The organism is Candidatus Enterococcus avicola, assembly GCF_047470845.1.
GTDB classification, from domain to species: domain Bacteria; phylum Bacillota; class Bacilli; order Lactobacillales; family Enterococcaceae; genus Enterococcus_D; species Enterococcus_D casseliflavus.
In genome coordinates this window covers 58435-77517 of sequence record NZ_JBLGTY010000016.1, presented here as the reverse complement: position 1 = coordinate 77517, position 19083 = coordinate 58435, and the positions used below count along the sequence as shown (strand labels likewise).

14 protein-coding genes and 1 pseudogene are annotated in these 19083 nt (G+C 33.8%); 8 read left to right on the top strand and 7 right to left on the bottom strand.

Annotation, left to right across the window (positions count from 1 at the left end):
• The first annotated feature begins 78 nt into the window (after positions 1 to 78).
• Positions 79 to 897 (top strand): MurR/RpiR family transcriptional regulator, encoded by an 819-nt coding sequence (locus ACI3E5_RS12980; protein ID WP_137264748.1) that lies wholly within the window; start codon positions 79 to 81, stop codon positions 895 to 897.
• A gap of 1408 nt (positions 898 to 2305) precedes the next feature.
• On the opposite strand, the gene ACI3E5_RS12975 is transcribed toward ACI3E5_RS12980, so the two are convergent.
• The 4 genes from ACI3E5_RS12975 to ACI3E5_RS12960 form a co-directional block, all read right to left on the bottom strand.
• Positions 2306 to 3286 (bottom strand): ornithine cyclodeaminase family protein, encoded by a 981-nt coding sequence (locus ACI3E5_RS12975; protein ID WP_137264747.1) that lies wholly within the window; start codon positions 3284 to 3286, stop codon positions 2306 to 2308.
• Positions 3287 to 3298: 12 nt separating this feature from the next.
• Positions 3299 to 4177 carry a sulfite exporter TauE/SafE family protein gene (locus tag ACI3E5_RS12970; RefSeq protein ID WP_137264746.1) on the bottom strand — a complete coding sequence of 293 codons (879 nt, stop codon included), beginning with the start codon at positions 4175 to 4177 and terminating at the stop codon, positions 3299 to 3301.
• Positions 4178 to 4192: 15 nt separating this feature from the next.
• On the bottom strand, positions 4193 to 4993 hold the full coding sequence (locus ACI3E5_RS12965) for a TrmB family transcriptional regulator (RefSeq protein ID WP_137264745.1): 801 nt from the start codon (positions 4991 to 4993) through the stop codon (positions 4193 to 4195).
• A 298-nt stretch (positions 4994 to 5291) separates the two neighbouring features.
• Entirely contained in the window at positions 5292 to 5432 is a 141-nt protein-coding gene (locus ACI3E5_RS12960; protein WP_368264292.1) for a hypothetical protein, read from the bottom strand.
• A gap of 1932 nt (positions 5433 to 7364) precedes the next feature.
• Between ACI3E5_RS12960 and ACI3E5_RS12955 the strand changes: the two genes are divergently transcribed.
• Positions 7365 to 7523, top strand: coding sequence for a helix-turn-helix domain-containing protein (locus ACI3E5_RS12955; protein WP_137264744.1), 159 nt, complete (start codon positions 7365 to 7367; stop codon positions 7521 to 7523).
• A 71-nt stretch (positions 7524 to 7594) separates the two neighbouring features.
• Positions 7595 to 8821: a tyrosine-type recombinase/integrase gene (locus ACI3E5_RS12950; protein ID WP_498821831.1), complete on the top strand. Its 1227-nt coding sequence runs from the start codon at positions 7595 to 7597 to the stop codon at positions 8819 to 8821.
• A 410-nt stretch (positions 8822 to 9231) separates the two neighbouring features.
• Here ACI3E5_RS12950 and ACI3E5_RS12945 read toward each other — a convergent pair whose 3' ends face one another.
• Positions 9232 to 10029 carry an ATP-binding protein gene (locus ACI3E5_RS12945; protein WP_498855876.1) on the bottom strand — a complete coding sequence of 266 codons (798 nt, stop codon included), beginning with the start codon at positions 10027 to 10029 and terminating at the stop codon, positions 9232 to 9234.
• Between the two features lie 213 nt (positions 10030 to 10242).
• Between ACI3E5_RS12945 and istA the strand changes: the two genes are divergently transcribed.
• Together istA and istB are read left to right on the top strand one after the other, a co-directional pair.
• Complete coding sequence (gene istA, locus ACI3E5_RS12940; protein ID WP_498855875.1) at positions 10243 to 11454, top strand: IS21 family transposase; 1212 nt, start codon at positions 10243 to 10245, stop codon at positions 11452 to 11454.
• Positions 11444 to 12184 (top strand): IS21-like element helper ATPase IstB, encoded by a 741-nt coding sequence (gene istB, locus ACI3E5_RS12935; RefSeq protein WP_010739388.1) that lies wholly within the window; start codon positions 11444 to 11446, stop codon positions 12182 to 12184. Before istA ends, istB begins: the two co-directional genes overlap by 11 nt.
• Before the next feature lie 180 nt (positions 12185 to 12364).
• On the opposite strand, the gene ACI3E5_RS12930 is transcribed toward istB, so the two are convergent.
• Positions 12365 to 13546: an ROK family transcriptional regulator gene (locus tag ACI3E5_RS12930; protein WP_010710009.1), complete on the bottom strand. Its 1182-nt coding sequence runs from the start codon at positions 13544 to 13546 to the stop codon at positions 12365 to 12367.
• 213 nt (positions 13547 to 13759) lie between these two features.
• Between ACI3E5_RS12930 and ACI3E5_RS12925 the strand changes: the two genes are divergently transcribed.
• Together ACI3E5_RS12925 and ACI3E5_RS12920 are read left to right on the top strand one after the other, a co-directional pair.
• Positions 13760 to 14659, top strand: coding sequence for a DUF7916 family protein (locus ACI3E5_RS12925; RefSeq protein ID WP_010710010.1), 900 nt, complete (start codon positions 13760 to 13762; stop codon positions 14657 to 14659).
• A gap of 23 nt (positions 14660 to 14682) precedes the next feature.
• Positions 14683 to 15957 (top strand): PTS sugar transporter subunit IIC, encoded by a 1275-nt coding sequence (locus tag ACI3E5_RS12920; protein ID WP_010710011.1) that lies wholly within the window; start codon positions 14683 to 14685, stop codon positions 15955 to 15957.
• A gap of 184 nt (positions 15958 to 16141) precedes the next feature.
• Here ACI3E5_RS12920 and ACI3E5_RS12915 read toward each other — a convergent pair.
• Positions 16142 to 17101 (bottom strand): annotated as a pseudogene (locus tag ACI3E5_RS12915) (IS30 family transposase).
• A gap of 678 nt (positions 17102 to 17779) precedes the next feature.
• On the opposite strand from ACI3E5_RS12915, the gene ACI3E5_RS12910 reads away from it, so the two are divergent.
• Complete coding sequence (locus tag ACI3E5_RS12910) at positions 17780 to 19006, top strand: tyrosine-type recombinase/integrase (RefSeq protein WP_010710013.1); 1227 nt, start codon at positions 17780 to 17782, stop codon at positions 19004 to 19006.
• Positions 19007 to 19083 lie beyond the last annotated feature (77 nt).

Here is a 19083-nt window from a genome sequence, read left to right as displayed (position 1 = left end):
GAAAATGGATAAATTCGGAGATTTTTTTATTTTTTTGGAGTATAATGGAGTAAAAATTTTTACTTTAAAGGAGTTCATATGAATTACATCTATTTAATTAAAGAGCATTATCCTTTATTGACTAAATCTGAAAAAAAAGTAGCTGATTTAATCCTAGATTCTGGGAAAGCAATTATTTATAGTACAATGAGCAATATCAAAGAAAAAACCCAAGTTGGAGATGCAACGATTATTCGTTTTTGCCAAAAATTAGGGTTTTCAGGTTTCTCTGATTTGAAAATTGAAATTGCGAAAGAAGATTTCAGTAAAAAAAAAGAATGTCCGTCAAGCGAGAAATATTACGATATAATTGCCACTCATCTAACTGAGGCACTCTATTCTACAGCACATTTACTAGATGAAAAAAAACTAGATCAGGCAATCCAACTCATCAGTCAAGCAAAGAATCTTTATATATTTGGGGTGGGCTCTAGTGGAAACACAAGCCTTGATTTAGAAAGTATGTTCTTACGAGTAGGAGTTCAAGCTAAAGCTGTTCTGGATCCTCATTTTCAAGCTCAAGTAGCTTCTTTGATGGAAGAAGACGATGTAATTATTGCTTTTTCATTATCCGGAAAAACAAAAGATACCTTTGATTCTGTAGAAATTGCAAAAAAAAATGGTGCAAAGATCTTAGCAATTACCAATTACCTTCATTCTCCAATAGGGCAGACAGCAGATGTTATTTTGCAAACAGCAATCGAAGAATTTTTAAATGGTGGTTCTTTGGCAGGGAAGATCTCTCAATTGTACCTTTGTGATCTACTTGTACAAGGTTATGAACAAAAAAATAATATTAATGCAGTGGAATTGCGTGAAAGAGTATTACGCTCTATCTTAGATAAAAGCTTAGATTAACTATAGTATTAAATTCATATTGTATAATAATTCTAAATTTCATATCAAAGTATAAATTTTATTGCAATAATTAATATTCTAAAAGGGAAAATCTAATTAACTCGTACCTTTTTTAGTCTCATCTTGTCAGTTCTTTATCAACAAGAACTGACAAAATATGTAAAATATAAACTTATATAGAATGAGGTTTATTCTATATAAGCTCTTTTGTTGTTTTACTTTGATTAATCAAAAAGACTCTTGTTTTCAAATGATTATACGTTGTAGCATGCAAATTTTATTACAGGTATTGCTCGTTTTTATTTTTATATTTGAGTAAGGATAGCTCCTCACATTGATGATACGTTCTTCATAAATAAGTTCTTCTGTGTTTTTTGTCAGATTTATTTCATAATCTTTCTGGAAGTTCTAAATAAATCCTGACTCTTTGCCTCTAAATACTTTAACACACTTGTAAAAAAAGATACTTCCCCTCTAGAAATACGGGCAAATCAAGCAAACTATCTATCATTACTTTGACTTTGATAAAACATATTTTATGAACTGACAGTATATGAGGTTCGCGCATATAACTAAGAACTGTTTTTCAAAAACGGTTCAGTTTTATAACTAGGTTATTAGTTGAAACAATTTATATTCAGGTAAAATATCGATTAATTAGCGGGTCTCACAATTTTCACAAACAACCTCCATCTTGCCTTCAGATAAAGTATTAAAAAGAAAAGTATCAACCATCAATACTTTGGGAAAATTCTTTTTATAGGAATATGATTAGTAGCTTTCAATATACAATAATCATTATCGAAGATAACTGACAACTTTTAGCAATAAAATACAAAACATTTTTTTAGTCAGTATCTAAATATAACAAATCTATTTCATAAAGCAAAAAATAGCTAGACAAGAGAGATGTCTAGCCAGTTACATTTATCACCTATATCATTTAGTAAATAACGGATAGTAAAACCGAACCACGATAGAGAATAATTATTTTTCACTCATATATCGTAAGGAGTGTAAGAAATCATAGCAAAATACCTTTAGTTCACCAACATCATTAAAACAAGCTTTTTTACTTTTAATTTTTAGTGTTGCACTTAAATTATGCATTCTAGAGGTGTAGGAAATTTCTTTTCGAGAGATCAAGCTTTATGGAATAAAAATATTTATCACATTTTTTATTGTACGTTCCTTCAAATACCAGTGAAAAAGCTAAGGTGGTAAATACAACAAATACAATTATTACTCCTCTCTACTTAAAGTCAAAAGACAAGTGCCTTTAACTAATCCGATACAGTTATAACTATGATAATTTTCTCCCAAATAAAAAAGTCTGAAATCATAATTGATTACAGATTTTTTTAAACTATTTTTTATAAATTTACTGATAAAAGTTTTATTTTTTTACTCAGGAAATCAATTTTCCAAGATAATTTTTTTTAGATTTCTTAACGATTTCTGCCGCAACTACCACATCTAGCACAGCAGAGCCAACTGTTTTAAAAATCGTAATTTGTTCTTCACTTGTCCGACCGACCAATTCTTCATTGATCAATTGGCCTAGTTCTCCATGATAGCTGTCTCTTTGAATATATCCATCTTGTAACGGTGAAATGAAGTCCCCAGCTTCTTTTAAGACACCATCCATAGTATCAAAAATAACAACATCAGCGGCTTTGATTATTTCTCGTGGAATTTCACACATTTCCGGTGTGTAAGCACCCACTCCATTAATGTGTGCCCCTTTTTTAACCCACTCGGCAGAGAATGTCGCACATTTTGAAGTTGTTACACTTGTAATGATATCTGCACCTTCAACACATTCTTGACTGGTTTTTGTTGGGCGCATCGTTGCAGAAAATTGTTTCCTCATTTCTTCAGCAAATTGGCTGGCACGTTCAAAATCAATATCAAAAATCCGAACTTCTTCTAATTTACGAACGGTCAACATCGCTTCTAATTGCGACTGTGCTTGTCCGCCGGTTCCGATCAGTGCACCGATTTTAGAATCTTCTCTTGCCAGAAGTTCTGTTGCTGCTCCTTGAACAGCACCTGTTCTTAATTGTGTCAAATAAGTACCATCCAAACAAGCAGATACCATACCCGTTTCTGGATCCAATACGATCATCGTTGCTGGGACACTTGGTAAGTTTTTCTTGATATTTTCAGGATAGACGGAAACGATTTTGACACCTAACGCACCTTCCTCACCTTCTACATAAGCTGGCATATACAAGCTTTGTCCGTTGCTTTTTGACACATCGATATTGGTGCGTAGAGGCACGCTTGCCTTTCCTGCTGAATACAATGACAATGCTTTTTTGTCCGCATCGATGGCTTCTCTCATTGAAAAACTTTTGATAATATCTTCTTTTTTAAGAAATAACATTTGAATCGCTCCTTAATTAGTTGCTGAAACTTTTTTTATTTGACTGCCCAACATCGTATATGCACTATACAGCAAGACAAAGATTACGATCCATTTAAGTACATACGTGTCTAAAGATTTAACTAAAAATACTGCAACAAGTACACCAAATACACCAAAGGTTGAAGTGAAAAGCGTAATTTTTCTGCTGTATTCATTAAATTTAATAAATTGAACACTGCCGATCGGTACTGAGAAAGTACAAGCACCCATCATAATAGGAAATGCTGCAACTGGATTCAAGCCTAGCAAATAGACAGTTACCATTGTTAAAGCATAAGAACCAATACCGATATTGTTCAATGCGCCATAGACAAAGAGTAAAAATCCGGCCAAGATTAATTTTCCGCCATACAATTCACTGGCTGTTCCATTTGATGGTATCCAGTTCATTTGTCCTGCAAAAATCAAGAATGCAGCAATGACCAATCCTATGCCGACAAACAGTTTGATCGTTTTCTCTGGTAACTTCACAACAAATCTCGGACCTAAATATGCACCGATAATTTGGCAGATGATACAAACTGCTAATGTCTTGATCCCTACATTGATGGCAGTTATATAAGATAATGCCATGACGGCTACCGGTATGACACATTGGGTATTCAACGTTCCGGGTAATTTTTTCATGCTGACCCATTTCAGCTTTGGATAAAGAACGGTTCCGATAGCAAAATCGGAAACACCAAATGTTGAGAGAAAGAAGGTGATAAATGACGTGAACGGCAATAGACGTATATCCCCAGGTTCTTCTTTAAAATTTTGTTTGTTTTTGAAAAGGTCTCTTAGAAAGTAAATAATAAAATATAGATTGATTGCGACAATTAGTGTCAACAAAATACTCCGAATCATAAAAATTTCCTCCTACTAGTAAATCTTCCTGATTCCCTCAAAGTTCTCACCATATTTTACTTTAAGTTCTTCAGAAGATTCTGCAATCACTTTTAGTGTATATGCATCATGTTTGACATATTCTTTTGCTAGATTTACCATGGCATGGTTTTTTGTCCAAGTGACATCGGTTGATTGCAGCTCTTCGTTAATGGTACCAAATACGACTTCTTGCTCATCGGCAACGATGTTGATCCATTTTGCCCCAAAGTCAGCAAGTTTGGCTGTTTCAAAGCCATGAATGTAATACTTTTTTAAGGGAAGATCATATTCATGGGTAAAACTGAATAAAATCAGTACAAACTTATTAACTCTTTTTTCCGCTTGCTGCAGTGCCTTTAATAGTGAATCCGTGAGGTTCTCATGCCAAACTTGGATGAGCAAACTTTCTTTTGCGTTTTTCACTAAATGTTCCGCTTTGTCTTGAACATACTCGATACCATCAACTTTCCACAGCATTTCTTCTTCATCTTTTTCTTTGATCATCCCAAGATTTTGGGTAAGAAAAGAGAGATCATTTTTAACACTTTTTTCCAATTTCTCTAAAAACTCATTTGCCGAAATAGCATGATAAAGCTTAGGTTCTGATTTATTGACGACAATCAAATTCTTTTTTAATAGTTTTTCTAAAATGTTATATACTTTAGAGCGTGGCACACCTGAGACTTTACTTACTTCATATCCTGTAAGATTACCTTTTTCTAATAGTGTGGTATACACTCTTGTTTCCATCTCTGAAAAATCGTATTTCTTCATAATTTGAATAATCGTTTCCATTGGTTAGTCCTCACTTTACATCTAGTAGCTACTACGGTAACAACTATAAATCCTTTTTAATTATCTGTCAAGAAATAGTTCATTAAAACACATATAATAAATAGCTATAAAACAAACTATTAATTAAATTAAACTATTATTATATAAATGTTTGTGAAATAAATACTATAAATGAGATATTTATTTGCAACGAATTATATAAAAATAACCCCTTCAATAAAAAATTAACGATCGCTGATTACTTATAAATCTTTACGCTCTAGTTTCACAACAGTTCCATTCTTTCTAAAAAACATACTCATTTTTTTTCTTTTCTAGAATTCATTTTTTGATTCTTTTCTTTTAGTTCTTGACCTTTTCCACCTTCAAAATATTTAAACAAACCTCTTTCAAAAGCATTTTTAGGTTTTGGACAATAAGGAATCCCTTTTTTCTTCATATAAACACCTCATTAAACTATTTAATCTATTTTACACCATTACATTATCAAAATAACAAATGTATTAAAAGATAAATTTTTATTAAAACCATCTTGACCTTTTAGGAGATTTCATTGTGATTTCTTTTTATTCTCCTGTATTTTCCTACTTTTTTTGTTGAACAATTTCATATACCCAATCTAAGTGACCATCGGTGAGGGTGCTTTTACAACGAAAGGCCAAACAATACAATAGGCGGAAAAACTTTTCCCTACAGTATCCCCTTGTTTTGTCCTAGCATACGTTATGATCCAAAATCACGTCGATGAACGCTTAGCTATACGAAAATGACTAACCAAAATAAAAATGAGATAAATAGAAACAACAAAATGAAATCTCTCAAAAGATCGCCCGCCTTAGAGACACTTGCTTCCTTTCTTCTTTTACTCTCCTATAGCTTAGCAATTAAGGGGGCCACTCGTGTCATCTTGCTAGCTAGTTATGAATGCCGTAATAAGCCTCCTAATATATAGGCAGACTGCCAATTATATCTGATTCAATCCACATTATGATAAAATCCCTCTTTTCGTTTCATATACGTTGAAATATCACATATGTCAAAAGTGCACGAGTCTTTGCATTCAGTTCTTTGTAAATACTCAAAATTATTCCTTTTCACTTTGAAAAAAGATAATTAGTACAAGATCAGAACAGAGGAAAGTATTCGAATGGACTAGAAAGAAGTTGTTGAATATGTTGCAATAGAATGGTCATATATCATCAAAAACTAGGTGAAGTTTTATTCATCACTGTACCTACTGTTTCCCAGAGAATAAAATGTTTAGAAGATACTAGTCAGTTACTGTATTCTCAAGTGGCAATTGACCACGAACATGCTTAATTACTAGCCAAAGCGTTTATCTACCTGTTGATTAAATCAAAATCAAAAATCAGGTTTTACACTTTCATAAAAACAATCCCCAGTCTACTCGAACGTGACTGTATCATAGAGCCTTATTCGATGTTAATCAAAATAGTTCTTACTTCTACCGAATCATTGGACAGTTTTATCAATAATTTATTAAAGTTTAGACGAACCAACGCTAAAATCGTTTTCTCGACTCTTGTTTCCTTAAGGGGTTATCCGTTCTGGCATGCTTACCATGCGCTTTTATTAAAATAGAAAAAAATATTTTTTCATACGACAAAGCAGTGATCATTTACTGACACATGTAATCTTTGTCGATCTATTTTTTTAAAATACAATATAGTTTTGTTGGTATCTCATAAAATGTAAATTTATGGTGAATGAGTCTTGAGCAACCATATCACTAGAATAGCCCCTAGTATGACATAGTCCCCTGTAATTAAGTCAAACTCAATCACGTAAGATCTTTCTGAAATAAGAGCGTAGAAAACTTCTTTATCTTTTATTTACTCACATAAAAATTATCAAAATGAACTAGATACAAATGACTTTGATTGGCTCATTCTTTATTTAGTTTTGACCCAGAAATCTTTAAATACGTAGTCATAATTTATCTTAACAACCAAATAATTTTGCTTAGTATCATATTATCTATATTGAATTCTCTGAATCAAGATAAAGTTTTTTTCTATTTTTGTTTCTTTTTTTTTCTTCATCTTGTTATTAATAGTGATTAGGATGATATTCCTATATTGATCTTTGATAATTAGATATAATTTTTGAATAACGTTCCCTGCTATTCGAGCTAGAAATACAAGTACGCCATGACCTAGTTAGCGAAAACTACTTAGAGGTTTCTTTTGTTCTGGGACGACAAAATGCCATGACAATAGCAGTAAATAATGATACTTCCGTAAGGCTCGCCGTAAACTGGGGAGAGGTGAAATTCCTATGTACTTACCCAAAGTAATTCAAAAATTCATATACTATTTGGGAGATGATTTTTATTAAGTCGAGAATGTACTTGAATAAAAAACAAACCTGTGAATTTCTTGGAATTGATAACAATACTTTAGATAAGTGGATTCGTGTATATAATTTTCCGATAATAAAAATTGACGGTGTAGTTCGCTTTGCTGTAGAGGATATCAAAGATTTCATGAATGCATTCAAAAAAATTTGAAATTTATTGATAGCTGCATATACTAATAATAGCGAAATATGCTGCCTTACTTTTTAAAGGAGTGAGGAAATTTGCCTACAAAACTTTCAAATGGGAAGTACAAAACCAATCTGAGGTATCCAAAAAAATTCAGAGAAATCACTGGAATAGCATCAGAAAAGTATCAAAAAGTATTCCCAACTAGGCAATCGGCTATTAAAGCCGAAAATGAAATGAAAAAGAAGATTGAAAGAGTCTTAAGAGAGGAGAATGCAAATTCATTTGAATTAAAAGGACAAATGAAGTTTAAGAATTTCTATGAATTAAAATGGCTTCCTAGATATGAACTAGGTCAAACCACTAGATCAAATAGGGCACCGAGTAATATAACAATTAGTAATACTAAAGATATATTCCGTTTGCACATCCTTCCAATGTTTGGTGAATATCCAATGAATTATCTAAATGCAAATACTGAGATAATATCAGATGAATTAACGAAGAAATCAAAAGAATACGCAAATATAAAAATAATCAAAGGTTATGTTCGTTCTGTGTTCGATGTCGCAGAAATACTAAATTATATCGAGTTTAATCGAACTACTAAAATTATTCAATGTATTACCGCACCTAAAAAAGTTGCTTTAGAAGAAAAAAGGATACGGGACGGTAATCAAGCGTTATCATCAAAAGAGCTGACTGATTGGATGAAAGCAGTAAACACAGACTTGAGTAATAACTTACTTTCCCTTCACGACTATACACTTTTCATGCTTACTTTATATCTCGGTGATAGGAAAAGTGAAACTTATGCTCTGCAATGGAAGTATATTGATTTTAATAAACATACGGTTCGTCTCAAACATGCTTTAGATAAATACCAAAGAAAGACATATACAAAAGGCCGGAAAGATACCGTTATTCAAGTACCAGAAATTGTAATGACATTATTAAGTGAATGGAAATCGGCTCAGGCTGAACAATTGTTGGAACTAAAAATTATACAAACACCTGACCAGTATCTCTTTACTTACTCCAAACCTTCTGGAGAAGTAAATTGTCCTGTACACCCTGACTACCTAAACTATCGAATTAATTCAATAAAAAAAAGGTATCCTGAATTGGCTCACTTATCTCCACACAAACTTCGTCATACCTATGCAACTATAGCTAGGCAAGGCGGAGCAAATATGAATCAAATTTCTAATGCTTTAACGCACTCGGATATTTCTACTACAAAAATATACGTGAACACACCTGACGTAGTTGATAAATCCGTTTTTGAAGCATTCCAAAAAGGATTAAATAATTGTGATTAATGTGTGTTCTCAAATGTGTTCTTATTATAAAAAAGACACTTTCCAAATAATTGAAAAGTGTCCTGAAACATTGATATAAATAGAATACTAACGTTTTGAAAATTGAGATGCTTTACGAGCCTTTTTGAGACCTGGTTAAACAAACTTTTCATTTATAATGTTTTACAGAGATATATGTCGTATGAAATCAACGTTCTCTTGTTCATGAAGTTTTACAGAATTGTATAGGGTTATCTGTTGTCATTACCTCAAATCATTACCACAACTTGGCGAGTTGGCTGATTGAAGAAGTACTCTGCTTTACTCTGTTTTACTCTATCTTACTCTGTTTTACTCTATCTTGCTCTGCCTTACTCTATCTTACTCTGCCTTACTCTATCTTACTCTGCCTTACTCTATCTTACTCTGCCTTACTCTATCTTACTCTGTTTTACTCTATTTAAAGAATAGTATTGAGTCGGATCTTTGGTACTAGTAGCATGCCACTGAATTATTTTTTTTCTTAACATTTCCTTTAATACCTTACGGCTATATCCGACCCCTTTTTTTAATACTTCTGAAGCTTCTTTTACCGAAATTTTTTCGTTATTAAATAAATGTGAAACAATCATCTTCTCAGAAGTAGACAAAGAGTCTACTTCAAATTCTCCAAGATAATCATCTAGTCTGTCTCTCTCTCTTAAATGCCTAGAGGTTATACTATTTTCTAAGACTAATAAAACCGAATTATTATTTGGCTCACTATATTTAGGTTCATTTAAAAATAGTAATTGCATTTCGTCATATATTCGATTCACACCTTCATTAAGTTCCTTAACCCATCCGAATTCAGATAATGTCCTAGCGATTCTGGGATTCCTAGCATACCTAGTTCGGCGCATATTTTGTAAAGTGACTATATTAGGCAAGGCTCCCGGGCTAAAAATTTCTAACCTATCATCATACATATTAATTCTAACGTAATCCCCTTTATAAGCATAGTCTCTATGCGTTAAAGCATTGACTATACCTTCAAACCATGCAAATTCAGGATATTCAGGTATGATACTAAACTTTCCATCATCATTTAAATACTGAAATTCTCTTAGTTGCGTTTTTACATCCCTAGTTATAGATTCGATTAGCTTTGGAATTGCACCTTCATAGTCAAATTCTTTAACTATATTTAATCTCCGTCCAGTTTCATTACGTTTACCATCATATCTCAAAAAACGAATTCTAGAATTAGGTAAGGCTAGAAATGTATTCTTACCAAATAGAAGCATGCCAGCATTTGTCAAGTGACCATTTTGTCAACGGCACCTTTAAAATGTAGGAAAACGGCAATTTAAAATTGTTGGTTTTCCTACATTTTTGTATGCTCTTCTTATCCCAAATGAAATGGAGGCTCAGGGAGGAGAAAAGACATACGCGAAGGAGTGATGATCTACATGATCAATGAAATCAAACCCAATTATGCTGCACTGGCAAAACAATACGACTGCGACTACCGAACAGTTAAGCGTGCTTACGAAGAAGCTCAAGATAAAGAATCAAAACCTCCAGAACGTAAGAATCGCCCGTGTAAGTTAGATCCCTACAGAGAAATCATCCAAGATAAAATTAAAGACCAATGCAGTGCTTACAGTATTTTCAAGTTTATTGAGCGCAAAGGATTTGGAGGAAGCTACAGTTTAGTAAAGACCTATTGTCGTCAGCTTAAGCAGGCGAAAGTACACAAGGCAACCGTCCGAGTCGAACATAGTCCCGGGCTTTCTGCTCAGGTTGACTGGAAGGAAGATATGCGACTAATCAGTAATCATGGCGAAATTTTTGAATTCAATATCTTTTTGTACGTCTTGCCATATTCCAAGAAAAAATATGTCACACTAACTTTCGACCGGAAACAAGACACACTCTTTGAGTGCTTAGATGACGCGTTTTATCAAACCGGTGGCGTTCCCAAAGAAATCTGGTTCGATAATATGAAGACAGTCGTTGACCATTCTCGTAGTCAGTTTTCCAAACCGCATTTCAACGAACGTTTTTATGCCTTCAGTAAGGATGCCGGCTTCACGCCCATTGCCTGTCGGGCATTTCGCCCGCAAACAAAGGGCTGTGTCGAAGCTTTAGCCAGGACTGTTGACCGCCTACGGGTCTATAATCATGAATTTTATGATGCCGTTGAGCTGTGCCATTTAGTGAATGACCTTTGTGTTGAGCTAAATAACGAGGTTTCTCAATCAACTGACCAAACACCAGATGATCGTTGGCAGACAAACGAAAAAGAGCACCTGCATCCATACCCAAAAAACCTTTTGAATCCCTATTTTGAAGACTTTATTCGCCGTAAAGTCACCAAGGAAGCAATGGTCATTTTCCGTAAATGCAGGTACTCTGTGGCGCCTCGCTATATCGGTAAAGAAGTCGAGATCGAACTCTCCGATAAAGAAGACCAAGTACAGATTTATTATAACGGAGAACTGATTCGGTCGCATCCATTAACGACAAAACAACTGAACTACCACGAGGAAGACTATTTCCAAATCTTGAAATCCGATGTCATGAGTCACAAAGAAGACGATGAAATCAGAGCGTATACTCGTGAAAGTCTCAAGCAATATGATCTGGTGGAGGTTGCTGATGAAGAATAGCCATTACCAAGAACTGATGACCAACTTAGAGACTCTTGGTTTGAATCATATGCGGGAATATGTTCCTAACTACATCGAAGTGGCCAATCGAGAGGAGCTTTCTTTAACGGAAGCCCTTCTTGAGCTGACACGCAGAGAAGTGGATCATCAAAATAAGCAAAAAATGAATCGTGTGGTGGCACGCGCCCGCTTTCCTAAGAGAACCAGCCTGGAAGAGTTTGATTTTGCCTTCCAGCCAAGTATCAATAAGCGTGAAGTGCTAGACTTAAAGCACATGGGTTTTGTGGAAAAACATGAGAACTTAGTCTTTATCGGCAGTCCTGGTGTGGGCAAGACGCATCTGACGATTGCATTGGGAATTGAAGCATGCCGTCAAGGCTATCGGACACTATTCATCACCTGTCATGAGCTACTTTTGCGTCTGCGAACAGCCTATGAAAAAGGTACCCTAGAACGTGTCCTCAACCGATACGCTCGCTATGACGTCTTGATTATTGATGAAATTGGCTATCTTCCGATTCATAAACAAGAAGCTGATTTATTCTTTCAGCTTCTTGCCATGCGCTATGAACACCGCTCTACGATCATTACGACGAACATTGTCTTATCTCGTTGGGGCGAGTTGTTCCAAAGTCCTGAGATCGCAGCTGCCATCCTTGACCGTTTAGTACATCACGTCAAAGTGTTCAAGATTACAGGCAAGTCTTATCGTATGAGAGACAAGATCTAAAGTGTCGATTGCCGTCAATTATTACTGCCGAAAACCTACATTTTTATCCTGCCGAAAACCTACAATTTTAAGCTGCCCTTGACACTAAATCAAGAAGAATATAAATATTCTACGCAGAAAATAATCTGTTATGCAAAATAAAAATTAAGAATCATCAATTCATAAATAAATTTCTAATACTTAACTAAGTAGCATTCGGTTAATACAAAGGCCAACAGCTGCAACAGCTCCATTAGTTTCTCGATAATCTTTTAGTAAAATATTTTGTTTTTTTTCAGTACTTAAAAGTGTAATATTTTGTTCAATATATTTTTGTAACAATGCATACAATTGAGTTTCAGTAAATAATTGTCCATGAATTATGATATATCGTGAATCAATTATCATGCCGAGATTATTGATTGTAACTGCCAAGTATTTAATAGCATTGTGCAGAATATTAATAATTCCTTCGTCTCCCAACTGATATGCTTTTAAGATGATCTCAATAGACAATTGATTACGCTCTGAACAAAGCTGTCTTAAATAAGTCACAGTTGAATTATCGTATAAAAGTTGAGATTTCTTTATTATCCATGATTCACTAGCATATGTTTGTAAACATCCTCGTTTACCACACTCACACAATTCACCATCTGGATGTACAATAACATGTCCAATTTCTCCAATAACTACGTTAGTTAACCCATATAATTGTCCATTATAAATACTAGAGCAAAACATTCCACGTCCTACATGTAGAATGGAATAATTATCATCATTTGGAATATTATTAAACAATCGTTCAGAGATAGCCATGCACTCAACATTGTTACTAAAATAAATGGGGCCACAAAAATATTCTGGTAACTGATCAAAAACAAAATATTCCCAAAAAGGATTGTTCGTTTGAATTCCTTGTTTTTCTTCGTAAAAGTGCCCAGGCAAAGCCATGCCAATCGCTTTAGGATCGTAATGTTTAAATTTAGTTATGAAAGACTTACAGGCTTCATAAAATAATTCGGTTGATAAACCATCACGATACTTTGAAGAAAGGATTACTTCTTTCTCAAATATTTCACCTTTATTATCACAAATTACAAAAGAAAAAAATTTTTCAGACAACTCAATTCCAACATAAAAACTATGTTTACTAGAAATAGTTAATAGGATTTTTTTTCTACCAGATTTTACTTCTCTATCATTTTCTTCTCCAATTTCTTCAATTAACTTACCTTTAATTAGTTCACTTGTAATATCGCTTACAATAGCTGGCGTAATACCTGTTTTTTTAGAGATATCAATTCTCGAAATTGGCGATTGTGTGTAGATAAGTGTTAATACCTTTTTCTGTCTCTTTCGTTGAATTTTTGTTAATTTCATAAATTCCTCCGTAGTTTTTTAGTCTTCAATAGTTTAGCATATTAATTATTTTTTATAAACAACAATCGCATAACTAAGTTTAATTAGTTATTGACAAACAAAAAAAAGTAATTTATTATCAATGATAACAAAAAGAAATCAATACAATCTTAGAAACTCAATAAAAGCAGTATTTGATTTTTTTTTGTTAAAAATATACAAGGAGATAAATTAATGACTAAAAGATTGATTAGTTCCAACGCATCAGAAATACTTAGTATGACTCCACAAGAACTAAAGCAGAGTATTAAGGCTAGCGAAGGCAGAGTGATTATGTCAGAAAATGTCGTTTTTAGAGAAGCGTTTGTTGATGACATCACTAATGCAGAACTTGCGAGAGCTTTTGGTGCAGATATGATTTTATTAAACGGTATTGATGTATTAAAGCCTGAAATAAATGGTTTACCTTTCTTTGAAAACACTTTCTCGGAAGCGCTTCACAATCTAATTGGACGACCAATTGGTGTTAACCTAGAACCAATCGATCGTTCTGTGAAAATGATTGAAAAAAGATTAGAAATTGTCGAGGGAAGACAAGCAAGTATCAAAACTATTAAAGAAATAGAAAAATTAAAACTTGATTTTGTCTGTTTTACTGGAAATCCAGGAACAGGCGTAAGTAATAAAGAAATTATCGAAACTATTAAAATTGCTAAAAAAATTTTTTCCGGTTTAATAATTGCTGGTAAGATGCATGGTGCCGGTGCTAATGAGAAAATTATAGATGTGGGAACAGTAGACGCTTTTATCGAAGCAGGTGCTGATATTATTTTAGTCCCAGCTGTAGGAACCGTTCCAGGATTTGATATTTCAGATTTAAAGTCAATTGTAGCGCGCGCACATGAGAAAGATACATTGGTGTTAAGTGCCATTGGTACAAGTCAGGAAAGTTCAGATCCTGATACAATTAAACAAATAGCAATACAAAATAAAATATGTGGTGTAGATATTCAACATATAGGTGATGCCGGGTATGCTGGATTGGCACCTGTTGAAAATATTTTTGCCCTTAGTAAAGCTATTAGAGGGATGAGACACACCGCTTCAATGATGGCAAGATCAATTAATCGTTAAAATAATAAAAAAGGAGAAAAGAAATGAATAAGATTAATACGTATTTGGAACAAAAAATGTTGCCGATTGCTGGAAAGCTTAGTAGTAATAAATTTTTAGTTGCTATTCGTGATGGAATTACCTTAACAATGCCCCTCATTATTATTGGTTCATTATTCATGGTTATTGCTAGTTTCCCAGTTCCCGGATGGGAAACCTGGTTAGGGGATGTTGGCGTTTCTGGCTATTTATGGAAAGGCGTAGACAGTAGTTTTGGTTTAATTGGTTTAGTTGCAAGCTTTGGTATTGCACATAGTTTAACTAAACAATACGGAGTAGATGGTGTATCGTCTGGTATCATATCTCTGTCAACATTTATTACAGTAACACCATTCTTATCATCAGATGCTGGAGCAGGGATGCCTACTGGTTACATGGCTGCTAAAGGATTGTTTGTTGCTATTATTCTTGGCTTAATCAATGGTTATGTATATCAATGGTTTATTAATAAAAATATTCAAATTAAATTACCAGATACAGTTCCTTCAGCTGTAGCCAAAAGCTTTAGTGCAATCATACCTGGAGCTGTTTTAATAACATTTTGGCTTATTATTTTTGGTTTGTTAGATACTTTTTCATTACCAAATATTCATGATATTGCTCAAGTAGTTCTCGGAAAACCTTTAGGATTATTAGGAAGTAATATTTTTGGAACTATTATTGTTGTTGCTTTAAATAGTTTATTTTGGTTTATTGGTATTCATGGTGGTAATGTTATCAATTCAGTTATGCAACCTATTTGGATTGCTAACTTAGATGCTAATCGCGAAGCTTATCAAGCTGGGCAATCATTACCTCATATATTTACAGTAGCCTTTATGGATAATTTTGTTTATATTGGTGGTGGGGGGGCAACAATTGGTTTAGTTCTTGTGATGGGATATTTAGCTCGCAAGAAAAAAACAAGTAAGCAAACTAAAGTATTGGCTCCAATAACTGTAGTACCAGGGCTTTTTAATATAAACGAACCAACCATGTTCGGTTTACCTGTTGTATTAAATGTTATGCTATTAGTTCCTTTTATTTTAGCCCCCATTGTCAATGTGGTAGTAGCATACTCCGCAATGATAACAGGCTTAGTTCCATTAACAAGAACAGTGGCTACTTGGACAATGCCTCCTATTATTAGTGGTTTTTTAACAACAGGAAGCCTAATGGGCTCCGTTTTACAAATTGTTTTAATTGTGTTAGATATCCTTTTATATTTACCCTTCTTCTTGGCCATTGAAAAACAGTTTAAACAAGAAGAATTAGTTTAATTAAAAATAATAAATATAGTTTACTCAGCAAGATTAAATAGTAAAATACCGACTTTAACTGTCTGAAATCAAAAATGTTATAAAACTACTTATACGATTACTTTTACGATATTTTATCGGAATTAGGTAATCGTATTTTTGTTGGATTTTTACTAGGTTCTTTACTTTCATACATTTCCAAATGTCAAATTAAGCTAGACAAATTGCCTTGGCTCACATAACTCAAAAATACTTCCATCGGCGTCTTGTAGTGCAATGATTTTCTAGGAATATGATTTCTTTTAGAAGCGATACTTTGGATGAATGATTCAGGGATTTCTCTGAAGTCCATTGATTTTGGGAGTCCGTCTTTTCGAAGCAACCCGTTTGAATTTTCATTCAAGGCACGTTGCGAAGGGATTCCGAGATCAGCAAAAAAGATCTCGATATCATTTGTATTGCTGATCGATTTCCAATTGGAAAACTCTTTGCCACAATCAAAAGTGATGGTCTTGAAAAGGTGTGGCGGAAAAGTTTGAAACTAGTGATTCAATGTTAGTTCAATGTCTTTTGCCTGTCTGCCAGCGGGTTTTAAGGTAATGATTGCTTTGGATAGGCGCTCCACTAGCGTAATCACAGCACTTTTGTGCTTCACTCCAACAATTGCGTCACCTTCAAGGTGACCGAATTCTTCATCGAAATTCTGATAGCGGGCGTTTCTTTCGTGAATCGTTCTTTTGTAAGCTTGCTTACCACGTTTTTCTTGGTGTCCATTGGGTTTACGCTTCCCTTTCATTGGCAAATCCAAAATATTGAACTCATTGTTTTTGAACTTCCGATACAAAGTACGAGCCGAGCAATCAATTGTTTTCTCGCCACGACCGATGAGCACATCTGGTGGCCACCCTTGATTGACCCTCTTTTGAATGTATCTTGTTTGATCATCAGGCAAGACAATGGGGCGTCTGCCGCATCGGGATTTGTTTTGCTTGTATTGTTTGTAGTAATCCAGCGCATTCTTTCCCTGTTCCAATGCGTGATAGACATTGTATATCGTTTGTCGAGAGCGTTTTAGAAGTCCAGCGACTTTGGAGGCAGGTTGGTGTATATGGAAATAAGACTCTATCAATACGAGTTCGTCTGGTGTAAGATGTGTGTAGGCCATTTGTGCTCACTCCTTATAATTCTTTCGACGGAACTATTTTGAGTGTAGCACAAATGGCTTTTTTCAATTGTCTAGCTTAATTTTACAATTGGCGATTCTATTTTTTATTACCTTTTTTGTTTCTTTTTTATATATTTTTTTATTGTTAATAATGACTAGGATAAAAGTCCTATCTTGCCCATTGATAATTAAATAAAGTTTTTGAACAACGTTCTCTGCTATTCGAGCTAGAACTCAAGTACGCCATGACCCAATTAGCGACAAATACTTAGAGACTTCTTTTTGTTTTGGGAAAACAAAACGCCATGACAATAGCAGCAAATAATGATACTTCCGTAAGGCTCGCCATAAACTGGGGAGAGGTGAAATTCCTATGTGCTTACCCAAAGCAGTTCAAAAATTTTAAACTATTCTTTTAGGAGATGATTTTATAAAATCAAAAGCCTACTTTAATAAAAAACAAACCTGTGAATTTTTAGGGATTGATAATAATACTTTAGATAAGTGGATTCGTGTATATAATTTTCCGGTAATAGAAATTGATGGCGTAGTTCGCTTTGATGTAGAGGATATCAAAGTTTTCATGAATACATTCAAAAAAATTTGAAATTTTCTTCTCGTCACATATACTAGAAATAGCGAAATATACTGCCTTACTTTTTAAAGGAGTGAGGAAGTTTGCCTACAAAACTTTCAAATGGGAAATATAAAACTAATCTGAGGTATCCAAAAAAATTCAGAGAAATCACTGGAATTTCATCAGAGAAGTACCAAAAAGTATTTCCGACTAGGCAATTGGCTATTAAGGCCGAAAGGGAAATGAAAAAGAAGATTGAAACAGTTTTAAGAGAGGAGAATGCAAACTCACTAGAACTAAAAGGAAAAATAAAATTTAAAGAATTTTATGAATCAAAATGGCTTCCTAGATATGAACTAGGTCAAACTACTAGATCAAACAGGGCTCCGAGTAATGTAACAATTAGTAATACCAAGGATATATTCCGATTGCACATCCTGCCAATGTTTGGTGAGTATGGAATGAATTATCTGAATTCAAATACTGAGATAATATCAGATGAATTAACAAAGAAATCGAAAGAATACGCAAATATAAAAATTATCAAAGGTTATGTTCGTTCTATGTTTGATATTGCAGAAATACTAAATTATATCGAATTCAACCGAACTACTAAAATTATTCAATGTATTACTGCACCTAAAAAAATTGCTTTAGAAGAAAAAAGGATGCGCGAAGGGAATCAAGCGTTATCGTCAAAAGAGCTGACCGATTGGATAAAAGCAGTAAACAGTGACTTGAATAATCATTTACTTACGCTTCACGATTATACACTTTTCATGCTTACCTTATACCTAGGTGATAGAAAAAGTGAAACTTATGCTCTGCAATGGAAGTATATCGATTTTAATAAACATACGGTTCGTCTCAAACATGCTTTAGATAAATATCAAAGAAAGACATATACAAAAGGTCGGAAAGATACCGTTATTCAAGTACCAGAAGTTGTAATGACATTGTTAAGTAAATGGAAATCAGCTCAGGCTGAACAATTGTTAAAATTAAAAATTGAACAAACATCAGATCAGTACCTCTTTACTTATTCTAAACCATCCGGAGAAGTAAATTGCCCTGTTCACGCTGATTATCTAAACTATCGAATCAATTCAATTAAAAGAAGGCATCCTGAATTAGCTCGTTTATCTCCACACAAACTTCGCCATACCTATGCAACTATAGCTAGACTAGGTGGAGCAAATATGAATCAAATCTCTAATGCTTTAACACACTCAGATATTTCTACTACAAAAATATACGTGAACACACCTGATGTAGTTGATAAATCTGTTTTTGAAGCATTCCAAAAAGGTTTAAATAATTGTAATTAACGTGTGTTCTCAAATGTGTTCTTAAACAAGAAAAAGACACTTTTCAAATAATTGAAAAGTGCCTTGAAACATTGATA

Excerpts from the sequence above, each read along its gene's own strand:
- ACI3E5_RS12980 (WP_137264748.1), top strand. The coding sequence starts at position 79 with ATGAATTACATCTATTTAATTAAAGAGCATTATCCTTTATTGACTAAA.
- ACI3E5_RS12975 (WP_137264747.1), bottom strand. The coding sequence starts at position 3,286 with ATGTTATTTCTTAAAAAAGAAGATATTATCAAAAGTTTTTCAATGAGA.
- ACI3E5_RS12970 (WP_137264746.1), bottom strand. The coding sequence starts at position 4,177 with ATGATTCGGAGTATTTTGTTGACACTAATTGTCGCAATCAATCTATAT.
- ACI3E5_RS12965 (WP_137264745.1), bottom strand. The coding sequence starts at position 4,993 with ATGGAAACGATTATTCAAATTATGAAGAAATACGATTTTTCAGAGATG.
- ACI3E5_RS12960 (WP_368264292.1), bottom strand. The coding sequence starts at position 5,432 with ATGAAGAAAAAAGGGATTCCTTATTGTCCAAAACCTAAAAATGCTTTT.
- istA (WP_498855875.1), top strand. The coding sequence starts at position 10,243 with ATGATCTACATGATCAATGAAATCAAACCCAATTATGCTGCACTGGCA.
- istB (WP_010739388.1), top strand. The coding sequence starts at position 11,444 with ATGAAGAATAGCCATTACCAAGAACTGATGACCAACTTAGAGACTCTT.
- ACI3E5_RS12930 (WP_010710009.1), bottom strand. The coding sequence starts at position 13,546 with ATGAAATTAACAAAAATTCAACGAAAGAGACAGAAAAAGGTATTAACA.
- ACI3E5_RS12925 (WP_010710010.1), top strand. The coding sequence starts at position 13,760 with ATGACTAAAAGATTGATTAGTTCCAACGCATCAGAAATACTTAGTATG.
- ACI3E5_RS12920 (WP_010710011.1), top strand. The coding sequence starts at position 14,683 with ATGAATAAGATTAATACGTATTTGGAACAAAAAATGTTGCCGATTGCT.